The sequence below is a fragment of the Streptococcus alactolyticus genome (genome assembly GCF_012277075.1).
Lineage (GTDB): Bacteria > Bacillota > Bacilli > Lactobacillales > Streptococcaceae > Streptococcus > Streptococcus alactolyticus.
This window is the reverse complement of sequence record NZ_JAAXMT010000010.1, coordinates 1-17205: the sequence shown is the minus strand read 5'-3', so window position 1 is coordinate 17205 and position 17205 is coordinate 1. Positions and strand designations below refer to the sequence as shown.

General features: G+C 40.0%; 16 protein-coding genes, 2 tRNA genes and 2 pseudogenes. 16 read left to right on the top strand and 4 right to left on the bottom strand.

Annotated features, from left to right (window positions below; all coding sequences use genetic code 11):
- Positions 1-67: 67 nt before the first annotated feature.
- The 4 genes from HFK82_RS05960 to HFK82_RS05945 are packed head-to-tail and all read left to right on the top strand — an operon-like array spanning position 68 to position 3159.
- The gene (locus HFK82_RS05960; RefSeq protein ID WP_168261144.1) at positions 68-538 is read left to right on the top strand and encodes a DUF3013 family protein; all 471 of its coding nucleotides are present in this window, start codon (positions 68-70) and stop codon (positions 536-538) included.
- Between the two features lie 18 nt (positions 539-556).
- Positions 557-1450 carry a GIY-YIG nuclease family protein gene (locus HFK82_RS05955; protein ID WP_235281094.1) on the top strand — a complete coding sequence of 298 codons (894 nt, stop codon included), beginning with the start codon at positions 557-559 and terminating at the stop codon, positions 1448-1450.
- Positions 1451-1455: 5 nt separating this feature from the next.
- Positions 1456-2409: a 50S ribosomal protein L11 methyltransferase gene (prmA, locus tag HFK82_RS05950; RefSeq protein ID WP_168261143.1), complete on the top strand. Its 954-nt coding sequence runs from the start codon at positions 1456-1458 to the stop codon at positions 2407-2409.
- Positions 2410-3159, top strand: a complete 750-nt coding sequence (locus tag HFK82_RS05945) for a 16S rRNA (uracil(1498)-N(3))-methyltransferase (RefSeq protein ID WP_154454848.1) — start codon at positions 2410-2412, stop codon at positions 3157-3159. It abuts the gene before it with no gap.
- A gap of 112 nt (positions 3160-3271) precedes the next feature.
- Here HFK82_RS05945 and dhaQ read toward each other — a convergent pair.
- Positions 3272-4257, bottom strand: a pseudogene (gene dhaQ, locus HFK82_RS05940) (DhaKLM operon coactivator DhaQ).
- 8 nt (positions 4258-4265) lie between these two features.
- Positions 4266-4586: a TetR-like C-terminal domain-containing protein gene (locus tag HFK82_RS09005; RefSeq protein WP_293888494.1), complete on the bottom strand. Its 321-nt coding sequence runs from the start codon at positions 4584-4586 to the stop codon at positions 4266-4268.
- 210 nt (positions 4587-4796) lie between these two features.
- On the opposite strand from HFK82_RS09005, the pseudogene HFK82_RS09000 reads away from it, so the two are divergent.
- Positions 4797-5272, top strand: a pseudogene (locus HFK82_RS09000) (IS982 family transposase); the annotation flags it as partial.
- 166 nt (positions 5273-5438) lie between these two features.
- Here the strand turns inward: HFK82_RS09000 and HFK82_RS05925 are convergent.
- A tRNA-Ser gene (locus HFK82_RS05925) sits at positions 5439-5527 on the bottom strand.
- A gap of 49 nt (positions 5528-5576) precedes the next feature.
- A tRNA-Leu gene (locus HFK82_RS05920) sits at positions 5577-5660 on the bottom strand.
- Between the two features lie 128 nt (positions 5661-5788).
- Here HFK82_RS05920 and rsgA point away from each other — a divergent pair.
- The 11 genes from rsgA to HFK82_RS05865 all read left to right on the top strand — a co-directional run bounded on the left by rsgA (position 5789) and on the right by HFK82_RS05865 (position 17027).
- A complete protein-coding gene (gene rsgA / locus HFK82_RS05915) occupies positions 5789-6661 on the top strand; it encodes a ribosome small subunit-dependent GTPase A (RefSeq protein WP_168261141.1) in 873 nt (290 codons plus the stop codon).
- Between the two features lie 6 nt (positions 6662-6667).
- Complete coding sequence (gene rpe / locus HFK82_RS05910) at positions 6668-7330, top strand: ribulose-phosphate 3-epimerase (RefSeq protein ID WP_168261140.1); 663 nt, start codon at positions 6668-6670, stop codon at positions 7328-7330.
- Positions 7323-7952, top strand: coding sequence for a thiamine diphosphokinase (locus tag HFK82_RS05905; protein ID WP_168261139.1), 630 nt, complete (start codon positions 7323-7325; stop codon positions 7950-7952). Before rpe ends, HFK82_RS05905 begins: the two co-directional genes overlap by 8 nt.
- The gene (locus HFK82_RS05900; protein WP_168261138.1) at positions 7953-9227 is read left to right on the top strand and encodes a DNA recombination protein RmuC; all 1275 of its coding nucleotides are present in this window, start codon (positions 7953-7955) and stop codon (positions 9225-9227) included.
- Positions 9217-10158 (top strand): 3'-5' exoribonuclease YhaM family protein, encoded by a 942-nt coding sequence (locus HFK82_RS05895; protein ID WP_168261137.1) that lies wholly within the window; start codon positions 9217-9219, stop codon positions 10156-10158. Before HFK82_RS05900 ends, HFK82_RS05895 begins: the two co-directional genes overlap by 11 nt.
- A gap of 91 nt (positions 10159-10249) precedes the next feature.
- On the top strand, positions 10250-11068 hold the full coding sequence (gene purR / locus HFK82_RS05890; RefSeq protein ID WP_154454855.1) for a pur operon repressor: 819 nt from the start codon (positions 10250-10252) through the stop codon (positions 11066-11068).
- Between the two features lie 216 nt (positions 11069-11284).
- Entirely contained in the window at positions 11285-11698 is a 414-nt protein-coding gene (gene rpsL, locus HFK82_RS05885) for a 30S ribosomal protein S12 (RefSeq protein ID WP_154454856.1), read from the top strand.
- Positions 11699-11718: 20 nt separating this feature from the next.
- On the top strand, positions 11719-12189 hold the full coding sequence (gene rpsG, locus HFK82_RS05880) for a 30S ribosomal protein S7 (RefSeq protein ID WP_154454857.1): 471 nt from the start codon (positions 11719-11721) through the stop codon (positions 12187-12189).
- 174 nt (positions 12190-12363) lie between these two features.
- Positions 12364-14442, top strand: a complete 2079-nt coding sequence (gene fusA, locus HFK82_RS05875) for an elongation factor G (RefSeq protein ID WP_168261136.1) — start codon at positions 12364-12366, stop codon at positions 14440-14442.
- Between the two features lie 192 nt (positions 14443-14634).
- Complete coding sequence (gene gap / locus HFK82_RS05870; protein WP_168261135.1) at positions 14635-15648, top strand: type I glyceraldehyde-3-phosphate dehydrogenase; 1014 nt, start codon at positions 14635-14637, stop codon at positions 15646-15648.
- A 182-nt stretch (positions 15649-15830) separates the two neighbouring features.
- Entirely contained in the window at positions 15831-17027 is a 1197-nt protein-coding gene (locus tag HFK82_RS05865; RefSeq protein ID WP_154454860.1) for a phosphoglycerate kinase, read from the top strand.
- The last annotated feature ends 178 nt before the right edge of the window (positions 17028-17205 follow it).

The window sequence follows — 17205 nt, the reverse complement described above, 5'->3', positions numbered from 1 at the left end:
ATATGTTATTTCCTTTTAAGTATGATAAAATAATTGTAACACAAAAGAAGATTGGAAGAAATTTTTAATGGCTAAATTCGGCTTTTTATCAGTATTAGAAGAAGAAATGGATAAGCACTTCACCTTTGATTACGCAATTGATTGGAACAAGAAGAATCATGTTGTCGAAGTGACTTTTATTTTAGAAGCGCAAAATCAATCAGCTGTGGAAACCATTGATGACCAAGGGGAAATCAGCAACGAAGATATTGTTTTTGAAGATTATGTGCTTTTTTACAACCAAGCCAAATCAAGGGTTGATGAAGACGATTACCTAGTGACCCTCCCGTTTGACGCTAAAAAAGGCTTCTCTCGTGAATTCCTAGCTTATTTTGCCCAAACCCTAAACGACGTGGCAACCAAGGGCTTAGACGACTTGATGGACTTCTTGGCAGACGAGGAAAGCACCGATTTTGCTTTAGAGTGGGACGCAGAAAGTTTTGACAAAGGCAAAGCAGACCTAACAGAAACAACCTTCTTTGCTTATCCTAGGTATTAGGATGGTTGGGAGTTTCTAGTGGCAAAACGCGGTAAAAATATCAATATCTTTCTGATGGACGGAGAGGTTACAGGAAAAATAAAATGCACTCTTTCTAATTGGACAGGGGTTATTTATAAAGTACCTCGTATCAAATTAGGCGATTTGAAAATGCGTGAAGATATGAAGCAAAGTGGCATTTATTTTTTGTTTGGGCAAGATGATGAAACCCAAAAAGAAATTGCCTACATTGGTCAATCGACAACACGTAAAAATGGCGAGGGTGTTTTATTTCGTATTCAAGAACACACTCATGATAGTCATGCAGCTTATTTTAACAATGCTATTATTTTGACAACACAAAATAATTCTTTTGGGCCAACAGATATCTCTTATTTGGAAAATCGTTTCACCCAATTGGCAAAAGAAGCAGACCGTTACCTTATCAAAAATAGTAATGAACCCAATCCTGGTAACGTCACAGAAGAAAAACAGTCTGAGCTAGATGAAGTTGTGGATAACACCTTGACGATTATAGGAACCTTGGGCTATCGCTTATTTGTTCCAATGGTCAATAAAAGAGAGCCTGAGGAGCCAAGTCAGGATTCACTTTATCTTTATTTGAAAAGAAGAACTAAAAAATCTAATCAGACGATTACAGCGACCTGCGAACAAACTTCAGAAGGCTTTGTTGTTTTAAAAGGCAGTCAAATCGATCTTATCAATGCCCCGTCTTTGCCTGATAGTTTAAGGGAAAAACGTGATGAGTTACTACGCTTGGGACTTATTAAAGACGGTATATTACAGGAAGATCAACTGTTTTCAAGTCCGTCTTATGCGGCAGTTTTTGTTCTTGGAATGGCTGCCAATGGTCGAACGGAATGGAAAAATGATAAAGGGATTACCCTAAAAGAATTGGAAGAAGGAGCCTAACAACCATGGACAAATGGCAAGAATTGACCGTTGAGGTCTTGAGAGAAGCTGAAGAAGCGGCTTCAAATATTTTAATTGAATTGGGGAGTCAAGGAGTCGCGATAGATGATAGCGCCGACTATCTTGGACGTGTTGGCAAGTACGGCGAAGTATTTCCAGAAGTCAAACAAGTGGATACTGTGAAAATCACGGCTTATTATCCCGAGCATGTGGATATCGATGCTGTGGAAAAAGAAGTGGCGCAACGTTTGTCGGCCTTGAGTGATTTTGGGGTGAATGCGGGCGACATTCACTATGACACGCAGGAACTAGCTGAGCAAGATTGGGCAGAAAATTGGAAAAAATACTACGAACCAACGCGTATCAGCCATGATTTGACTATTGTGCCAAGTTGGACAGATCACGAAGCCAAAACGGGTGAGAAAATCATTCGTCTTGACCCTGGGATGGCGTTTGGAACGGGGACTCACCCAACCACTAAGATGAGCCTTTTTGCATTGGAGCAAGTCCTTCGAGGGGGCGAAACGGTGCTTGATGTGGGGACAGGCTCAGGCGTGTTATCAATCGCTAGCTCATTGCTTGGCGCAAAGTCTATCTATGCTTATGACCTTGATGAAGTAGCGGTGCGCGTGGCGCAAGAAAATATCGATTTGAATGCTGGGACAGAAAATATCCACGTGGCGACAGGAAACCTTTTGCAAGGCGTAGACATTCAGGCAGACGTTATTGTGGCAAATATCCTCGCTGATATTTTGATCAATATGACAGAAGATGCCTACCGTCTTGTCAAAGATGAGGGTTACTTGATTATGTCTGGTATCATTTCTGAGAAATGGGAAATGGTACGTGAATCTGCTGAAAAAGCAGGCTTCTTCCTTGAAACCCATATGATTCAAGGCGAATGGAATGCTTGTGTTTTCAAAAAAACAGATGATATTTCAGGAGTGATAGGAGGGTAAATGCAACAGTATTTTGTAGCAGGCAAGGCACAAGATGAGGTGACTATCACTGATAAAGACACGATGAAACATATGTTTCAAGTTATGCGTCTCGCTGATGGTGACGAAGTTGTCCTTGTTTTTGATGACCACATCAAACGTTTAGCCAAAGTTCTTGATAGCAGTAGCCACCGTTTCCAAATCCTTGAAACTCTTGATAGCGATGTGGAATTGCCAGTTGATGTGACCATTGCCGTAGGATTCCCAAAAGGCGATAAATTGGAATTTCTTGCCCAAAAAACCACCGAACTTGGGGCAAACCAACTTTGGGCATTTCCAGCCGACTGGTCTGTGGTCAAGTGGGATGGCAAAAAATTAGCGAAAAAAGGCGATAAATTAGCTAAAATCACGCTTGGAGCTGCCGAGCAGAGCAAACGCAATCGTGTCCCAGAAGTCACATTATTTGAGAAAAAAGCCGATTTTCTAGCGGGGTTGTCATCATTTGATAAGGTCTTTATTGCTTACGAAGAATCAGCGAAAGAAGGCGAAACAGCAGCCTTGGCGCGTGAATTGTCACGCATGACAGCAGGAGAAAAACTGCTCTTTATCTTCGGACCAGAAGGCGGCATTTCACCCGAGGAAATCGCAGCCTTTGAAGCACATGGTGGCCAAACAATTGGTTTAGGCCCACGCATCATGCGAGCAGAAACCGCCCCACTCTATGCCCTCAGCAGCATCAGCTATGCCTTGGAATTGCAAAAGAGTAATTAGTTATATATAGAAATCCCCCTAGAACAGTCTTGTTCTAGGGGGATTGTTAGTTAAATTAAGATGGATGCATTAATATTCTTTTCTAGTATTAAGGAAAGTAAAGTGGAGTTGTTTACCAAGCAAATGCATTTGTTGGTGATTTTAGAGCTGTAATCCAAGACTTATCTAAAAATCTACAAAGTGTAACAGAAAGGCCAGACATGTCTAAACTTGTGATTAGATGACCAGTTTTTATAAAAGAAATATTGAGTCTCTCTATATCTAATAACTGGAGAATGTCATCTGCTAAAACAAGTTCTTCTAATTTGGAAGCTCCCCCTAAATTATTGATTAAAAGGATAAATTCTTGTCCTTCTGTCCACTTGAATTTCATTTTGATCTTATTAATGAGTTCAACAGCGAGTACTTCAGAGGATTCAAAAGATCTCATGCGATAACCAGGTTCCTCATGAATACCAATTCCATAAGAGATATATTGGCTTGGTAAATCAAAAATAGGTTCTTCATCTTTGAGAAGTGTAGCAAATTTTGTAGCAACCCCCAATGTAGCAATAGATGTTGATAGACTGAAAGCTATTTTTTCCAATTCATCCAGACTAGCTCCATTTTTGGCGGCTTGCCCTAATATTTTATGGAGTAAAATTGTTCCTGCAACCCCACGATGACGAATTTGAAAATTACTTTTCTCAACTGAAATGTCATCGTGAGAAATGGTATACTTGACTAAAATTCCTTCTTCTCTAGCTTGGTGAATTGTCTCAGAGAATTCTTTAATATCGGCCTCAAAATTTTTTATAATGATAAAAACACCTTTGCCATTATTAAGAAAACGTATAGTTTCTAGAATGTCATGAGTACGAGGGGGGATAAAAATAGGACCACTAATAGCAGCGGTTAACATTCCATCTCCAACGTATCCAAAATGAGCTGGTTCATGACACTTCCACCGCCTGATAAAATTGGTATAGTGTTTGGATCATGTTGATTATAATAAATAGTAGGTAGTTGTTTAAGTTGTGAGAGATGAGGGTATATGCGTGTAATAGCATTGATGTTTTGTTGAACGGTTGAATGGATTGAATTAATGATATGAACCATAAAGATACCTAGTTTTCTATATTTTTTTTGATAAGTTGTATTAGTAGTAGTGCTTGTTTTTGATAATCTTGGTTAGATAAAGTTAACGACTGTTTTATAGTACCAGCTATAGCTTGACTATGGTAATTAATAAATAGTTTATATTCTGTTTCAGAATCAAATGGTTGAGAATGATATTCTTTGACAATTTTAATAACAAGCTGTTGGCAATAAGTTTGGAAATATGAAGAGAAATCATTTTGATTAACAACCTTAAATAATTGTATATAAAAGTGTTTATTAATACTGAAATAATGTAATAATTCTTGTAGAAGCTGATAACCAGAAATGTATTCTAGATTGTCTGTAACCTGTTCTCTTAATTCTATTTGGAAGATCCACTCTAGTAATTCGTATTTATCTAAAAATTTATCTAAAAAATACCCGTGGTGCTAGTTAAATTTAAGATACGAAAAAAGCCCAAATGGACTATACTGTAAGTGACAACTAAACAGGAGGTAGTCCAAATGAGCCATTTACAGTATACCGCTAAATCTCATCTTAGAAATTTTAAAACTAGGATTTTTCGGGACGAACAGGCTGATATTTCCTTTAATTCAACTAAACAAATGTGGTTTTATGGTTTCAAGGTGCATATGTTGGTAAGCTTATCAGGTTACGTTGTGAACTACCTCGTGACACCTGCACCAACCCATGATAGTAAAGCCTGTGAGGAATTACTAGAAGATACCAATTTTACTATTATTTTAGCGGATTTAGGCTATATTAGCCAATCATTGAAGCAACGATTAGCACAAAAATGATACCAGCTTTGGACACCGTTACGTCAAAACATGAGCGAAGCTAAACATCATGATAATTGGAAATTAATGGCTAAACGACGAACTATTGAAACGAGATTTTCGGTACTCTGTACAGAATTTGATATTCAAAGCCCCCTTGTTCGTAGCTTATGCGGACTGGAACTGTGGTTAGAAAGTATTATTGGGTTTATAATTTGAGATTTTTCAACTAGCACCACGGGTAAAGCAATCGAAATATGAGTGAAAGCGAATGATTGTCATATCAGTAGTGTCAGTTATTGACTGTGTAGATGAGGTATCTCGCTAAAAAATGCCGATAGTTTATGTGCAGTGGCTTTTTTTAAAAAGATACTAAGAGTCACTTGCTTCATTAAAATAAAGAAAGGACGGGATTTGAACCCGCGTGTGAACTGTGTCCACTTGCCAGATTTCGAGTCTGGTGCCGTACCAAGCTGGGTCACCTTTCCAAAGGAAATTTCACTTGTTTTACGGCTATTGAGCAGGTGAAACAAGAAATGCGGAAGAAGGGATTTGAACCCTCACGCCTAGATTAGGCACATGCGCCTGAAGCATGCGTGTCTGCCGTTCCACCACTTCCGCGAAAAGACAAGGCCATTATACGCCTTTTCTTTTCAAAAAACAATGGCAAAATCTTTTTTGGCCAGTTTACTGAATAAAGTTCTGTTTTTTGCTATAATGAATTTATCAATTGAAAAAAGGAAAGATAGTTGCAAGGTAGAATTATCAAATCATTAGCGGGCTTTTACTATGTGGAGTCCGATGGAGTGATTTATCAGACACGTGCGCGTGGTAATTTTAGAAAAAAAGGTCAAACACCTTATGTTGGTGATTTTGTTGATTTTTCAGCAGATGAGCAGTCAGAAGGCTATATTTTAGCTATTCATGAGCGAAAAAACAGTTTGGTTCGTCCGCCAATTGTGAATGTTGACCAAGCAGTGGTCATTATGTCTGCAAAAGAGCCTGATTTTAATGCCAATCTTTTAGACCGCTTTTTGGTCTTGCTAGAACACAAGGCGATTGAGCCGATCGTTTACATTTCCAAGATGGATTTGCTGGACAATGTTGAGGAGATGGCAAGCATCCAGAAGCAGTACCAAGAGATTAGGTATGCGTTTTGCACCACTTTAGACGAATTGCTACCGCTTTTGACAGATAAAGTGACCGTTTTCATGGGACAAACAGGTGTTGGAAAATCAACCTTACTCAATAAAATTGCCCCCGAACTCCAATTGGAAACAGGTGAAATCTCAGATAGCCTTGGACGTGGACGCCACACGACTCGCGCTGTCAGTTTATACACTGTCAATGGTGGTAAAATTGCGGACACCCCAGGATTTTCATCGTTAGATTACGACATTCAAACGGTCGAAGATTTAAATGAAGCTTTTCCTGAATTAAGGCGCCTGAGCCATTTCTGTAAATTCCGTTCGTGCACCCATACGCACGAGCCAGAATGCGCGGTCAAGGAAGCTCTAAAAAATGGGGAACTTTGGCAATCACGCTATGATAATTACCTCCAGTTTCTCAGTGAAATTGAAAACCGTCGTGAAACATATAAAAAAGTGATTAAAAGAAAGTAGGTTCTTATGTCAACAAATAAAATCGCACCCTCTATTTTAGCTGCTGATTATGCTAATTTTGCATCAGAACTCAAACGCATTGAAGAAACCAGTGCAGAGTACGTTCATATTGATATTATGGACGGTCAATTTGTGCCAAATATCAGTTTTGGTGCAGATGTTGTGGCAAGTATGCGTAAACACAGTAAATTGTTTTTTGATTGCCATTTGATGGTGGTTAATCCTGAACGTTATGTAGATGCTTTTGCCCAAGCTGGTGCAGATATCATGACTATTCATGCTGAAGCAACGTTGCATATTCATGGGGCTTTACAAAAAATCAAGGCAGCTGGTATGAAAGCTGGTGTGGTCATCAACCCAGGAACACCTATTTCAGCGATTGAATCGGTTTTGAGTTTGGTTGACCAGGTGCTTATCATGACTGTCAATCCAGGTTTTGGAGGGCAAGCCTTTATTCCTGAAATGCTTGACAAGGTCGCTCAAATTGCTCGCATTCGTGATGAAAAAGGCTATGATTTTGACATCGAAGTTGACGGTGGGGTTGACAACAAAACCATCAAAGCTTGCTATGAAGCAGGTGCCAATATCTTTGTGGCAGGGTCATACCTCTTTAAAGCCAGTGACCTTGTTGCTCAAGTGGAAACCTTGCGTGTCGCTTTAGATGACTAAGATAGCAGTCTTTGCTGGTGGGCATTTGACGTCTTTTCCGAGAGATTTTGCCGTCTTTGTTGGTGTGGACCGTGGGAGTTTGGCTATTTTGCGAAATGACTTGCCTTTGGATTTGGCGGTGGGAGATTTTGATTCTGTCACGGCAGCTGAACGGCAGTTGATTCAAGAAAAGGCGAAAATGGTCATCACGGCAGTTCCTGAAAAAGATGATACAGATACAGAGCTAGCTCTAAAGGTGATTTTTGCCAAATACCCACAAGCCCAAGTCAGTCTTTTTGGAGCTTTTGGTGGGCGCATAGACCATACTTTGGCTAATTTGTTTCTGCCTAGTGACCCTGATTTAGCTCCATTTATGCATCGGATTCGTTTACAAGATGAGCAAAATGTGGTGCAATTTTACCCCGCGGGTGTTTGTCAGGTGTTTCCAGAAAAAGGAATGCCTTACGTTTCTTTCATGGCTGAGGGAGATGCTCCGTTAACCATTGAAGGAGCCAAATACAATTTGGATGCCAATCATTTCTTCACCAAAAAAGTCTACGCCAGTAATGCCTTTATCGGTCAGCCCATCACCGTGACACTAGAGTCAGGTTATCTTATCGTTATTCACAGTAAGGATAGGTAGATGTTAATTATTCTGTTATTATTAGGACTTCTTAATCTTGCCTTGTTGGTTTATGTGTTGACCAAAGTGGGACGTTTAAACGAAGAAGTTGCTCAAAAATTAGATGATAATGCTGATAATTTGTCAGACCAAGTGTCTTATCAGCTGGATTCGGCACAAAAAGACACTGTTTTGGCTTTGAACACTCAGCTCAATCGTCTGCAAAATGATTTGTACACGCAGTTAAATGATATTCGTGACGTCCTTCATCAAAGTTTGACGGATAGTCGTGACCGCTCGGACCGCCGTTTAGAGCTTATCAATAGCAACTTGACCCAGTCTGTCAAAGAAATGCAAGAATCCAATGAAAAACGTCTGGAAGAAATGCGTCAAACGGTTGAAGAAAAATTGGAGCAAACCTTGCAAAATCGCTTAAAAGCGTCATTTGAAACGGTTTCTAAGCAGTTGGAATCTGTCAATCAAGGTCTAGGTGAGATGAAAAATGTCGCCCAAGACGTTGGAACCTTGAACAAAGTGTTGTCAAATACCAAAACACGTGGGATTTTGGGGGAATTGCAGTTGGGACAAATCATTGAGGACATCATGACCCCAAACCAATATGAGCGCGAATTTTCAACGGTTTCAGGTTCAAAAGAACGTGTCGAATATGCGATTAAATTACCAGGGGCTGGGGACGGTAGCTATGTTTACTTGCCGATTGACTCAAAATTTCCTTTGGAAGATTATTACCGCCTAGAAGATGCTTACGAAAGCGGGGATAAAGAACAAATTGAGCAGCACCGCAAATCCTTGTTAAATAGCATCAAGCGTTTCGCCAAGGATATCAATAACAAATACCTTAACCCGCCTGAAACCACTAATTTCGGCATTATGTTTTTACCAACAGAGGGCTTGTATTCAGAAGTGGTGCGCAATGCCGCCTTTTTTGACAGCCTAAGACGAGATGAAAATATCGTTGTGGCTGGTCCGACAACCTTGTCAGCTTTGCTAAATTCATTGTCAGTTGGTTTCAAGACACTTAATATTCAAAAAAATGCCGATGATATCAGCAAGATTTTAGGCAATGTCAAGGTAGAGTTTGGTAAATTTGGTCAAATGTTGGCGAAAGCTCAAAAACAAATCAATACCGCTAATCATACGTTGGACAGCCTGATTTCCACACGAACCAATGCCATTATACGTGCTTTAAATACCGTTGAAACCTATCAAGACCAAGCAACCGCACGTTTGCTGGACCTCCCACCATTAGAAGACGAGGAAAATCATGAAAATTAATCAAATGAAAAAAGACGAGCTCTTTGAAGGGTTTTATTTAATAAAATCAGCAGAACTCCGCAAAACAAGGGCAGGCAAAGATTACCTTGCCTTTATTTTTCAAGATGATACGGGTGAAATCTCGGGTAATTTATGGGATGCCCAGCCTTATAATGTCGAAGAATTTGTCGCTGGAAAAGTGGTTCACATGAAAGGTAGACGCGAAGTGTATAACGGCACCCCACAAGTCAATCAGATTACCTTGCGTAACACGCGTGAAGGCGAGCCAAATAACCCAACTGATTTTCGTGAAAAACCACCTGTCAATCCCTCAGACGTGAGAGAGTACTTGGAGCAGATGATTTTTAAAATCGAAAATGCAGTGTGGCAGCGTGTTGTTCGTGCTCTCTATCGCAAATACGACAAGGCTTTCTTCAGTTATCCAGCAGCTAAAACCAATCACCATGCCTTTGAATCTGGCCTAGCCTATCACACGGCGACCATGGTGCGTTTGGCCGACGCTATCGGTGATGTTTACCCACAACTGAACAAGAGTTTGTTGTATGCAGGGATTATGCTTCATGATTTAGGCAAAGTCATTGAATTGACAGGGCTTGACAACACCGAATACACCGTGCGCGGTAACTTAATCGGACACATTTCCCTCATTGATGAAGAAATTACCAAGGTTTTGATGGAATTAAATATCGATGACACCAAAGAAGAAGTCATTCTCTTGCGTCATGTGGTACTTAGTCACCATGGTTTGTTAGAATACGGTAGTCCCGTTCGTCCACGAGTCATGGAAGCCGAAATCATTCACATGATTGATAATATTGACGCTGAAATGATGATGATGACCACCGCTTTAAGCCGTGTTGACAACGGCGAAATGACAAGCCGAATTTTTGCCATGGATAATCGCTCATTTTATAAGCCTAACTTAAAATAAGTGATAAAAAACGGACTTTTTACGAAAAAAAGTTCGTTTTTTCGGTTTCTTATGATATAATGACAAAAAATAGACTAAAAATGGAGAAATTATGAAATTACGACGTAGTGAACGCATGGTTGTCATCTCCAACTACCTGATAAACAACCCGCATCAATTGACCAGCTTAAACACGTTTGCTGAGAAATACGAGGCTGCTAAATCGTCTATTTCTGAAGATATTGCGATTATTAAAAAAGCTTTTGAAGAATCAGGTCTTGGAGATATCGAAACAGTTACTGGAGCTAGTGGAGGTGTGATTTTTACACCTGGCATCTCTGACACAGAAGCAAGAGAAGTGGTCGAAGATTTGTGCCAACGCCTTTCAGAAAGTAGCCGTATTTTGCCTGGGGGCTATATTTATTTGTCAGATTTGTTGAGCACTCCCAAGATATTGCAAAATGTTGGTCGTATAATTGCAAACGCATTCAAAGGTAAGCAGATTGATGCTGTTATGACCGTTGCTACAAAAGGCGTTCCTTTGGCAAATGCTGTTGCAAATGTTTTGAATGTGCCTTTTGTCATTGTGCGTCGCGACCTCAAAATCACAGAAGGTTCAACCGTATCTGTCAATTATGCGAGTGGCTCAAGTGACCGCATTGAAAAAATGTTTCTGTCAAAACGAAGCTTAAAACCTAATAGCCGTGTCTTAATCGTGGATGATTTCCTAAAAGGTGGGGGAACCATTACAGGTATGGTCAGCCTTTTGAAAGAGTTTGACAGCACGCTGGTCGGAGTTGCTGTCTTTTCAGAAAATGCTCAAGAAAAACGCGAGCAGATGACTTACAAATCATTGCTGAAAGTATCCGAAATTGATGTCAAAAATAACCACGTCAAAGTTGAAATCGGTAATATCTTTGATAACGAATAAAGGGCTTGCCCTTTTTTGTTTTATCAAGCTAGAGAACACATAACAGTTGACTTTGTCAGGATAATGTGGTAATATAATCGTCGGTACTTTTTACTTTTGGTCTCTCCAGAGTGTACAGAGACGTGCTGACAAATGTTGCAAAGTACACATATCCTACTAAAAGCTGTCACCAAGTTTTTAGTTAACCAAAATAAAAATCTTACAGGAGAAAAGTAGATGCCTACAATCAACCAGTTGGTACGTAAACCACGTAAATCTAAAGTTGTAAAATCTAATTCACCAGCGTTAAACGTTGGCTACAACAGCCACAAAAAAGTTCAAACAAACGTACATGCTCCACAAAAACGTGGTGTTGCAACACGTGTTGGAACTATGACACCTAAAAAACCTAACTCAGCCCTTCGTAAATTCGCTCGTGTACGCTTGAGCAACCTTATCGAAGTTACTGCTTACATCCCAGGTATCGGACACAACCTTCAAGAACACAGTGTTGTTCTTATCCGTGGTGGACGTGTAAAAGACCTTCCAGGGGTACGTTACCATATCGTTCGTGGTGCACTTGATACTGCAGGTGTAGCTGACCGTAAACAAAGCCGTTCTAAATACGGTGCTAAACGTCCTAAAGGATAATAGAAGGGAGATAAGGAAGAATGAGTCGTAAAAATAGAGCGCCTAAACGCGAAGTATTACCAGATCCATTATATAATTCACAACTTGTAACACGTCTTATCAACCGTGTTATGCTTGACGGAAAACGCGGTACAGCTGCATCAATCGTTTATGATGCATTTGACCAAGTTAAAGAAGCTACTGGCAACGATGCATTGGAAGTATTCGAAACAGCTATGGAAAACATCATGCCTGTTCTTGAAGTACGTGCTCGTCGTGTTGGTGGTTCTAACTACCAAGTCCCAGTTGAAGTTCGTCCAGAACGTCGTACAACTCTAGGACTTCGTTGGTTGGTAACTGCATCTCGTGCTCGTGGTGAACACACTATGAAAGATCGTCTTGCAAAAGAAATCATGGATGCAGCTAACAACACTGGTGCTTCAGTTAAAAAACGTGAAGATACACACCGTATGGCAGAAGCAAACCGTGCCTTCGCACACTTCCGCTGGTAATCTTTTCAAGATAAGATTTTCTTATCTGTTTTACATATTAAGAGATTCCTTATTATTGGGCTTTTAATATTAAAAATAGCATAAAAAATAATTAGAACGGGTAGGTTTTGCCTATCCGTTCTAAAAGTATGCTATAATAGAATAGTAAACTAAATTTTTATATAGGAGAATAAAATGGCTCGCGAATTTTCACTAGAAAAAACTCGTAACATTGGTATCATGGCTCACGTTGATGCTGGTAAAACAACAACAACAGAGCGTATTCTTTACTATACTGGTAAAATCCACAAAATTGGTGAAACACACGAAGGTGCTTCACAAATGGACTGGATGGAACAAGAACAAGAACGTGGTATCACAATTACTTCAGCTGCGACAACAGCACAATGGAACGGACACCGTGTTAACATCATTGACACACCAGGACACGTGGACTTCACTATCGAAGTACAACGTTCACTTCGTGTTCTTGACGGTGCGGTAACCGTTCTTGACTCACAATCAGGTGTAGAACCTCAAACTGAAACAGTTTGGCGTCAAGCTACTGAATACGGAGTTCCTCGTATCGTATTTGCCAACAAAATGGATAAAATCGGTGCTGATTTCCTTTACTCAGTAAGCACACTTCATGATCGTCTTCAAGCAAATGCTCACCCAATTCAATTGCCAATCGGTGCAGAAGATGACTTCCGTGGTATTATTGACTTGATCAAAATGAAAGCGGAAATCTACACTAACGACCTTGGTACTGATATCCTTGAAGAAGATATCCCAGCTGAATACGTTGATCAAGCAAACGAATACCGTGAAAAATTGGTTGAAGCCGTTGCTGAAACTGATGAAGACTTGATGATGAAATACCTTGAAGGTGAAGAAATCACAAACGACGAGTTGAAAGCTGCTATCCGTAAAGCAACTATCAACGTTGAATTCTTCCCAGTACTTTGTGGTTCAGCCTTCAAAAACAAAGGGGTTCAATTGATGTTGGATGCGGTTATTGATTACCTTCCAAGCCCACTTGATATCCCAGCTATCAAAGGTGTTAACCCAGATACAGGTGAAGAAGAAGAACGTCCAGCTTCTGATGACGAACCATTTGCGGCTCTTGCCTTCAAGATCATGACTGACCCATTCGTAGGTCGTTTGACATTCTTCCGTGTTTACTCAGGTGTATTGAACAGCGGTTCATACGTGTTGAATACTTCAAAAGGTAAACGCGAACGTATCGGACGTATCCTTCAAATGCACGCTAACAGCCGTCACGAAATTGAAACAGTTTACTCAGGTGATATCGCTGCCGCTGTTGGTTTGAAAGACACTACAACTGGTGACTCATTGACAGATGAAAAAGCTAAAATTATCCTTGAATCAATCGACGTTCCAGAACCAGTTATCCAATTGATGGTTGAGCCTAAATCTAAAGCTGACCAAGATAAAATGGGTATCGCCCTTCAAAAACTTGCTGAAGAAGACCCAACTTTCCGTGTTGAAACAAACGTTGAAACTGGTGAAACAGTTATCTCTGGTATGGGTGAGCTTCACCTTGACGTCCTTGTTGACCGTATGAAACGTGAATTCAAAGTTGAAGCAAACGTTGGTGCGCCTCAAGTTTCTTACCGTGAAACATTCCGCAAACCAACACAAGCACGTGGATTCTTCAAACGCCAATCAGGTGGTAAAGGTCAATTCGGTGACGTTTGGATTGAATTCACACCAAACGAAGAAGGTAAAGGTTTCGAATTCGAAAACGCTATTGTCGGTGGTGTGGTTCCACGTGAATTCATCCCTGCAGTAGAAAAAGGACTTCAAGAATCTATGGCAAACGGTGTTCTTGCTGGTTACCCAATGGTTGACGTTAAAGCTAAATTGTATGATGGTTCATACCACGATGTCGACTCATCTGAAACTGCCTTCAAGATCGCTGCATCACTTGCACTTAAAGAAGCTGCTAAGACTGCAGAACCAGTTATTCTTGAACCAATGATGCTTGTTACTATTACAGCACCTGAAGAAAACCTTGGTGATGTTATGGGACACGTAACAGCTCGTCGTGGACGTGTTGACGGTATGGAAGCACACGGTAACAGCCAAATCGTTCGTGCCTTCGTTCCATTGGCAGAAATGTTTGGTTACGCAACAGTTCTTCGTTCTGCAACTCAAGGACGTGGAACATTCATGATGGTATTTGACCACTATGAAGATGTACCAAAATCTGTTCAAGAAGAAATCATTAAGAAAAATTCTGGTGAATAATTGAATATTAAAGGGAATGCTTTCATAGCATTCCTTTTTTGCTCTGAAATATTTGCAATTTTGGCGAAATAATTATATAATACTAACGTTGAAGGATTAATTTTGCTTGTATAAGTTAATCTTTTCACAATTGTCTAAAAGGGTAACCTTTTAAAATAAATTTTCTTGATTTTCATAAGGAGGAAATCACTAATGGTAGTTAAAGTTGGTATTAACGGTTTCGGCCGTATCGGTCGTCTTGCATTCCGTCGTATCCAAAACGTTGAAGGTGTTGAAGTAGCTCGTATTAACGACCTTACTGACCCAGCAATGCTTGCACACTTGTTGAAATATGATACAACTCAAGGTCGTTTCGCTGGTTCAGTTGTTGTTAAAGATGGTGGATTCGAAGTTAACGGTCAATTCGTTAAAGTTTCTGCAGAACGTGATCCAGAACAAATCGACTGGGCTAACGATGGTGTAGAAATCGTTCTTGAAGCAACTGGTTTCTTTGCTACTAAAGCTGCAGCTGAAAAACACTTGCACGAAGGCGGAGCTAAAAAAGTTGTTATCACTGCTCCTGGTGGATCAGATGTTAAAACTGTTGTATTTAACACTAACCACGAAATCCTTGATGGTACTGAAACAGTTATCTCAGCTGGTTCATGTACAACAAACTGTCTTGCACCAATGGCAGACGCTATGAACAAAGCATTCGGTCTTAAAGTTGGTACAATGACTACAGTTCACGCTTACACTGGTGACCAAATGACTCTTGACGCTCCACACCCTAAAGGTGACTTCCGTCGTGCTCGTGCAGCTGCTGAAAACATCGTTCCTAACTCAACTGGTGCTGCTAAAGCAATCGGTCTTGTTATCCCAGAATTGAACGGCAAACTTCAAGGTCACGCACAACGTGTACCAGTTCCAACTGGATCACTTACTGAACTTGTTTCAGTTCTTGACAAAAAAGTAACTGTTGAAGAAGTAAACGCTGCTATGCAAGCTGCTGCAACTGAATCATTCGGTTACAACACTGACCCAATCGTTTCACGCGATATCGTTGATATCTCTTACGGTTCATTGTTTGACGCAACTCAAACAGAAGTAACTGAAGCTGCTGATGGTACTCAATTGGTTAAAACAGTTTCATGGTACGACAACGAAATGTCTTACACTTCACAACTTGTTCGTACTCTTGAATACTTCGCAAAAATTGCTAAATAATTAATTGATTAGCATCTGAGAGGGGATTTTCTCCTCTCTTTTTTTGTTTCTGTGTAGAATTGAGCTAAGATACTGTCTGATTTGAATATCAAGAGATGGTAAAATATAGTGATTTTGCTATCTCTTTTATTTTTTTTGTGATATAATTATCATGTATCAAAAATAATAAGGAGTCCTATGAAATGGCTAAATTAACTGTTAAAGACGTTGATTTGAAAGGCAAAAAAGTTCTTGTTCGTGTTGACTTTAATGTTCCTTTGAAAGATGGCGTTATTACTAACGACAACCGTATTACTGCGGCTCTTCCAACAATCAAATACATTATTGAACATGGTGGTCGTGCTATTCTTTTCTCTCACCTTGGACGTGTTAAAGAAGAAGCAGACAAAGCTGGTAAATCATTAGCTCCAGTTGCTAAAGACTTGTCAGAAAAACTTGGTCAAGAAGTTGTTTTCCCAGGTGTAACACGTGGTGCTAAACTTGAAGAAGCAATCAACAACCTTAAAGACGGTGACGTTCTTCTTGTTGAAAACACTCGTTTTGAAGATGTTGACGGCAAAAAAGAATCTAAAAACGATCCTGAACTTGGTAAATACTGGGCATCACTTGGTGATGGCATCTTCGTAAACGATGCATTTGGTACTGCTCACCGTGCACACGCATCTAACGTAGGTATCTCTGCTAACGTTGATAAAGCTGTTGCAGGATTCTTGTTGGAAAACGAAATTGCTTACATCAAAGAAGCTGTTGAAAACCCAGTTCGTCCATTCATCGCTATCCTTGGTGGTTCTAAAGTTTCAGATAAAATCGGTGTTATCGAAAACTTGTTGAAGAAAGCTGATAAAGTCCTTATCGGTGGTGGTATGACTTACACATTCTTCAAAGCACAAGGTATCGAAATCGGTAACTCACTTGTTGAAGAAGATAAACTTGACGTTGCTAAAGAACTTTTGGAAAAAGCAAACGGTAAATTGATCTTGCCAGTTGACTCAAAAGAAGCAAATGCTTTTGCTGACTACACTGAAGTGAAAGACACTGAAGGTGAAGCAGTAGATCCTGGTTTCCTTGGTCTTGATATCGGTCCTAAATCTATCGCTAAATTCGATAAAGAATTGACTGGTGCTAAAACAGTTGTTTGGAACGGACCTATGGGTGTGTTTGAAAACCCTGACTTCCAAGCTGGTACAATCGGTGTGATGGACGCTATCGTTAAACAACCTGGTGTTAAATCAATCATCGGTGGTGGTGACTCAGCTGCTGCAGCTATCAACCTTGGACGTGCAGACAAATTCTCATGGATTTCTACAGGTGGTGGTGCATCTATGGAACTTCTTGAAGGTAAAGAACTTCCAGGATTGGCTGCTCTTACTGACAAATAAGACTTCTTATGCAGAAGTTAGGAGAGAACTTTTGGGTTCTCTCTTTTTCTACCATTTGTCAACCATATCAACGATTTCTAGAAGAAATCATTATCGGAAGCTACTTAATTCAACCAGTAGAGAAGTTATTTCTTTGATTTAACAGAGAAAAAGTGCACAACTAAATAACACCTTAGCT

Bases quoted from the DNA above. Each gene is read 5' to 3' on its own strand.
- HFK82_RS05960 (WP_168261144.1), top strand. From the start codon at position 68: ATGGCTAAATTCGGCTTTTTATCAGTATTAGAAGAAGAAATGGATAAG.
- prmA (WP_168261143.1), top strand. From the start codon at position 1,456: ATGGACAAATGGCAAGAATTGACCGTTGAGGTCTTGAGAGAAGCTGAA.
- HFK82_RS05945 (WP_154454848.1), top strand. From the start codon at position 2,410: ATGCAACAGTATTTTGTAGCAGGCAAGGCACAAGATGAGGTGACTATC.
- rpe (WP_168261140.1), top strand. From the start codon at position 6,668: ATGTCAACAAATAAAATCGCACCCTCTATTTTAGCTGCTGATTATGCT.
- HFK82_RS05905 (WP_168261139.1), top strand. From the start codon at position 7,323: ATGACTAAGATAGCAGTCTTTGCTGGTGGGCATTTGACGTCTTTTCCG.
- HFK82_RS05900 (WP_168261138.1), top strand. From the start codon at position 7,953: ATGTTAATTATTCTGTTATTATTAGGACTTCTTAATCTTGCCTTGTTG.
- HFK82_RS05895 (WP_168261137.1), top strand. From the start codon at position 9,217: ATGAAAATTAATCAAATGAAAAAAGACGAGCTCTTTGAAGGGTTTTAT.
- purR (WP_154454855.1), top strand. From the start codon at position 10,250: ATGAAATTACGACGTAGTGAACGCATGGTTGTCATCTCCAACTACCTG.
- rpsL (WP_154454856.1), top strand. From the start codon at position 11,285: ATGCCTACAATCAACCAGTTGGTACGTAAACCACGTAAATCTAAAGTT.
- rpsG (WP_154454857.1), top strand. From the start codon at position 11,719: ATGAGTCGTAAAAATAGAGCGCCTAAACGCGAAGTATTACCAGATCCA.
- fusA (WP_168261136.1), top strand. From the start codon at position 12,364: ATGGCTCGCGAATTTTCACTAGAAAAAACTCGTAACATTGGTATCATG.
- gap (WP_168261135.1), top strand. From the start codon at position 14,635: ATGGTAGTTAAAGTTGGTATTAACGGTTTCGGCCGTATCGGTCGTCTT.
- HFK82_RS05865 (WP_154454860.1), top strand. From the start codon at position 15,831: ATGGCTAAATTAACTGTTAAAGACGTTGATTTGAAAGGCAAAAAAGTT.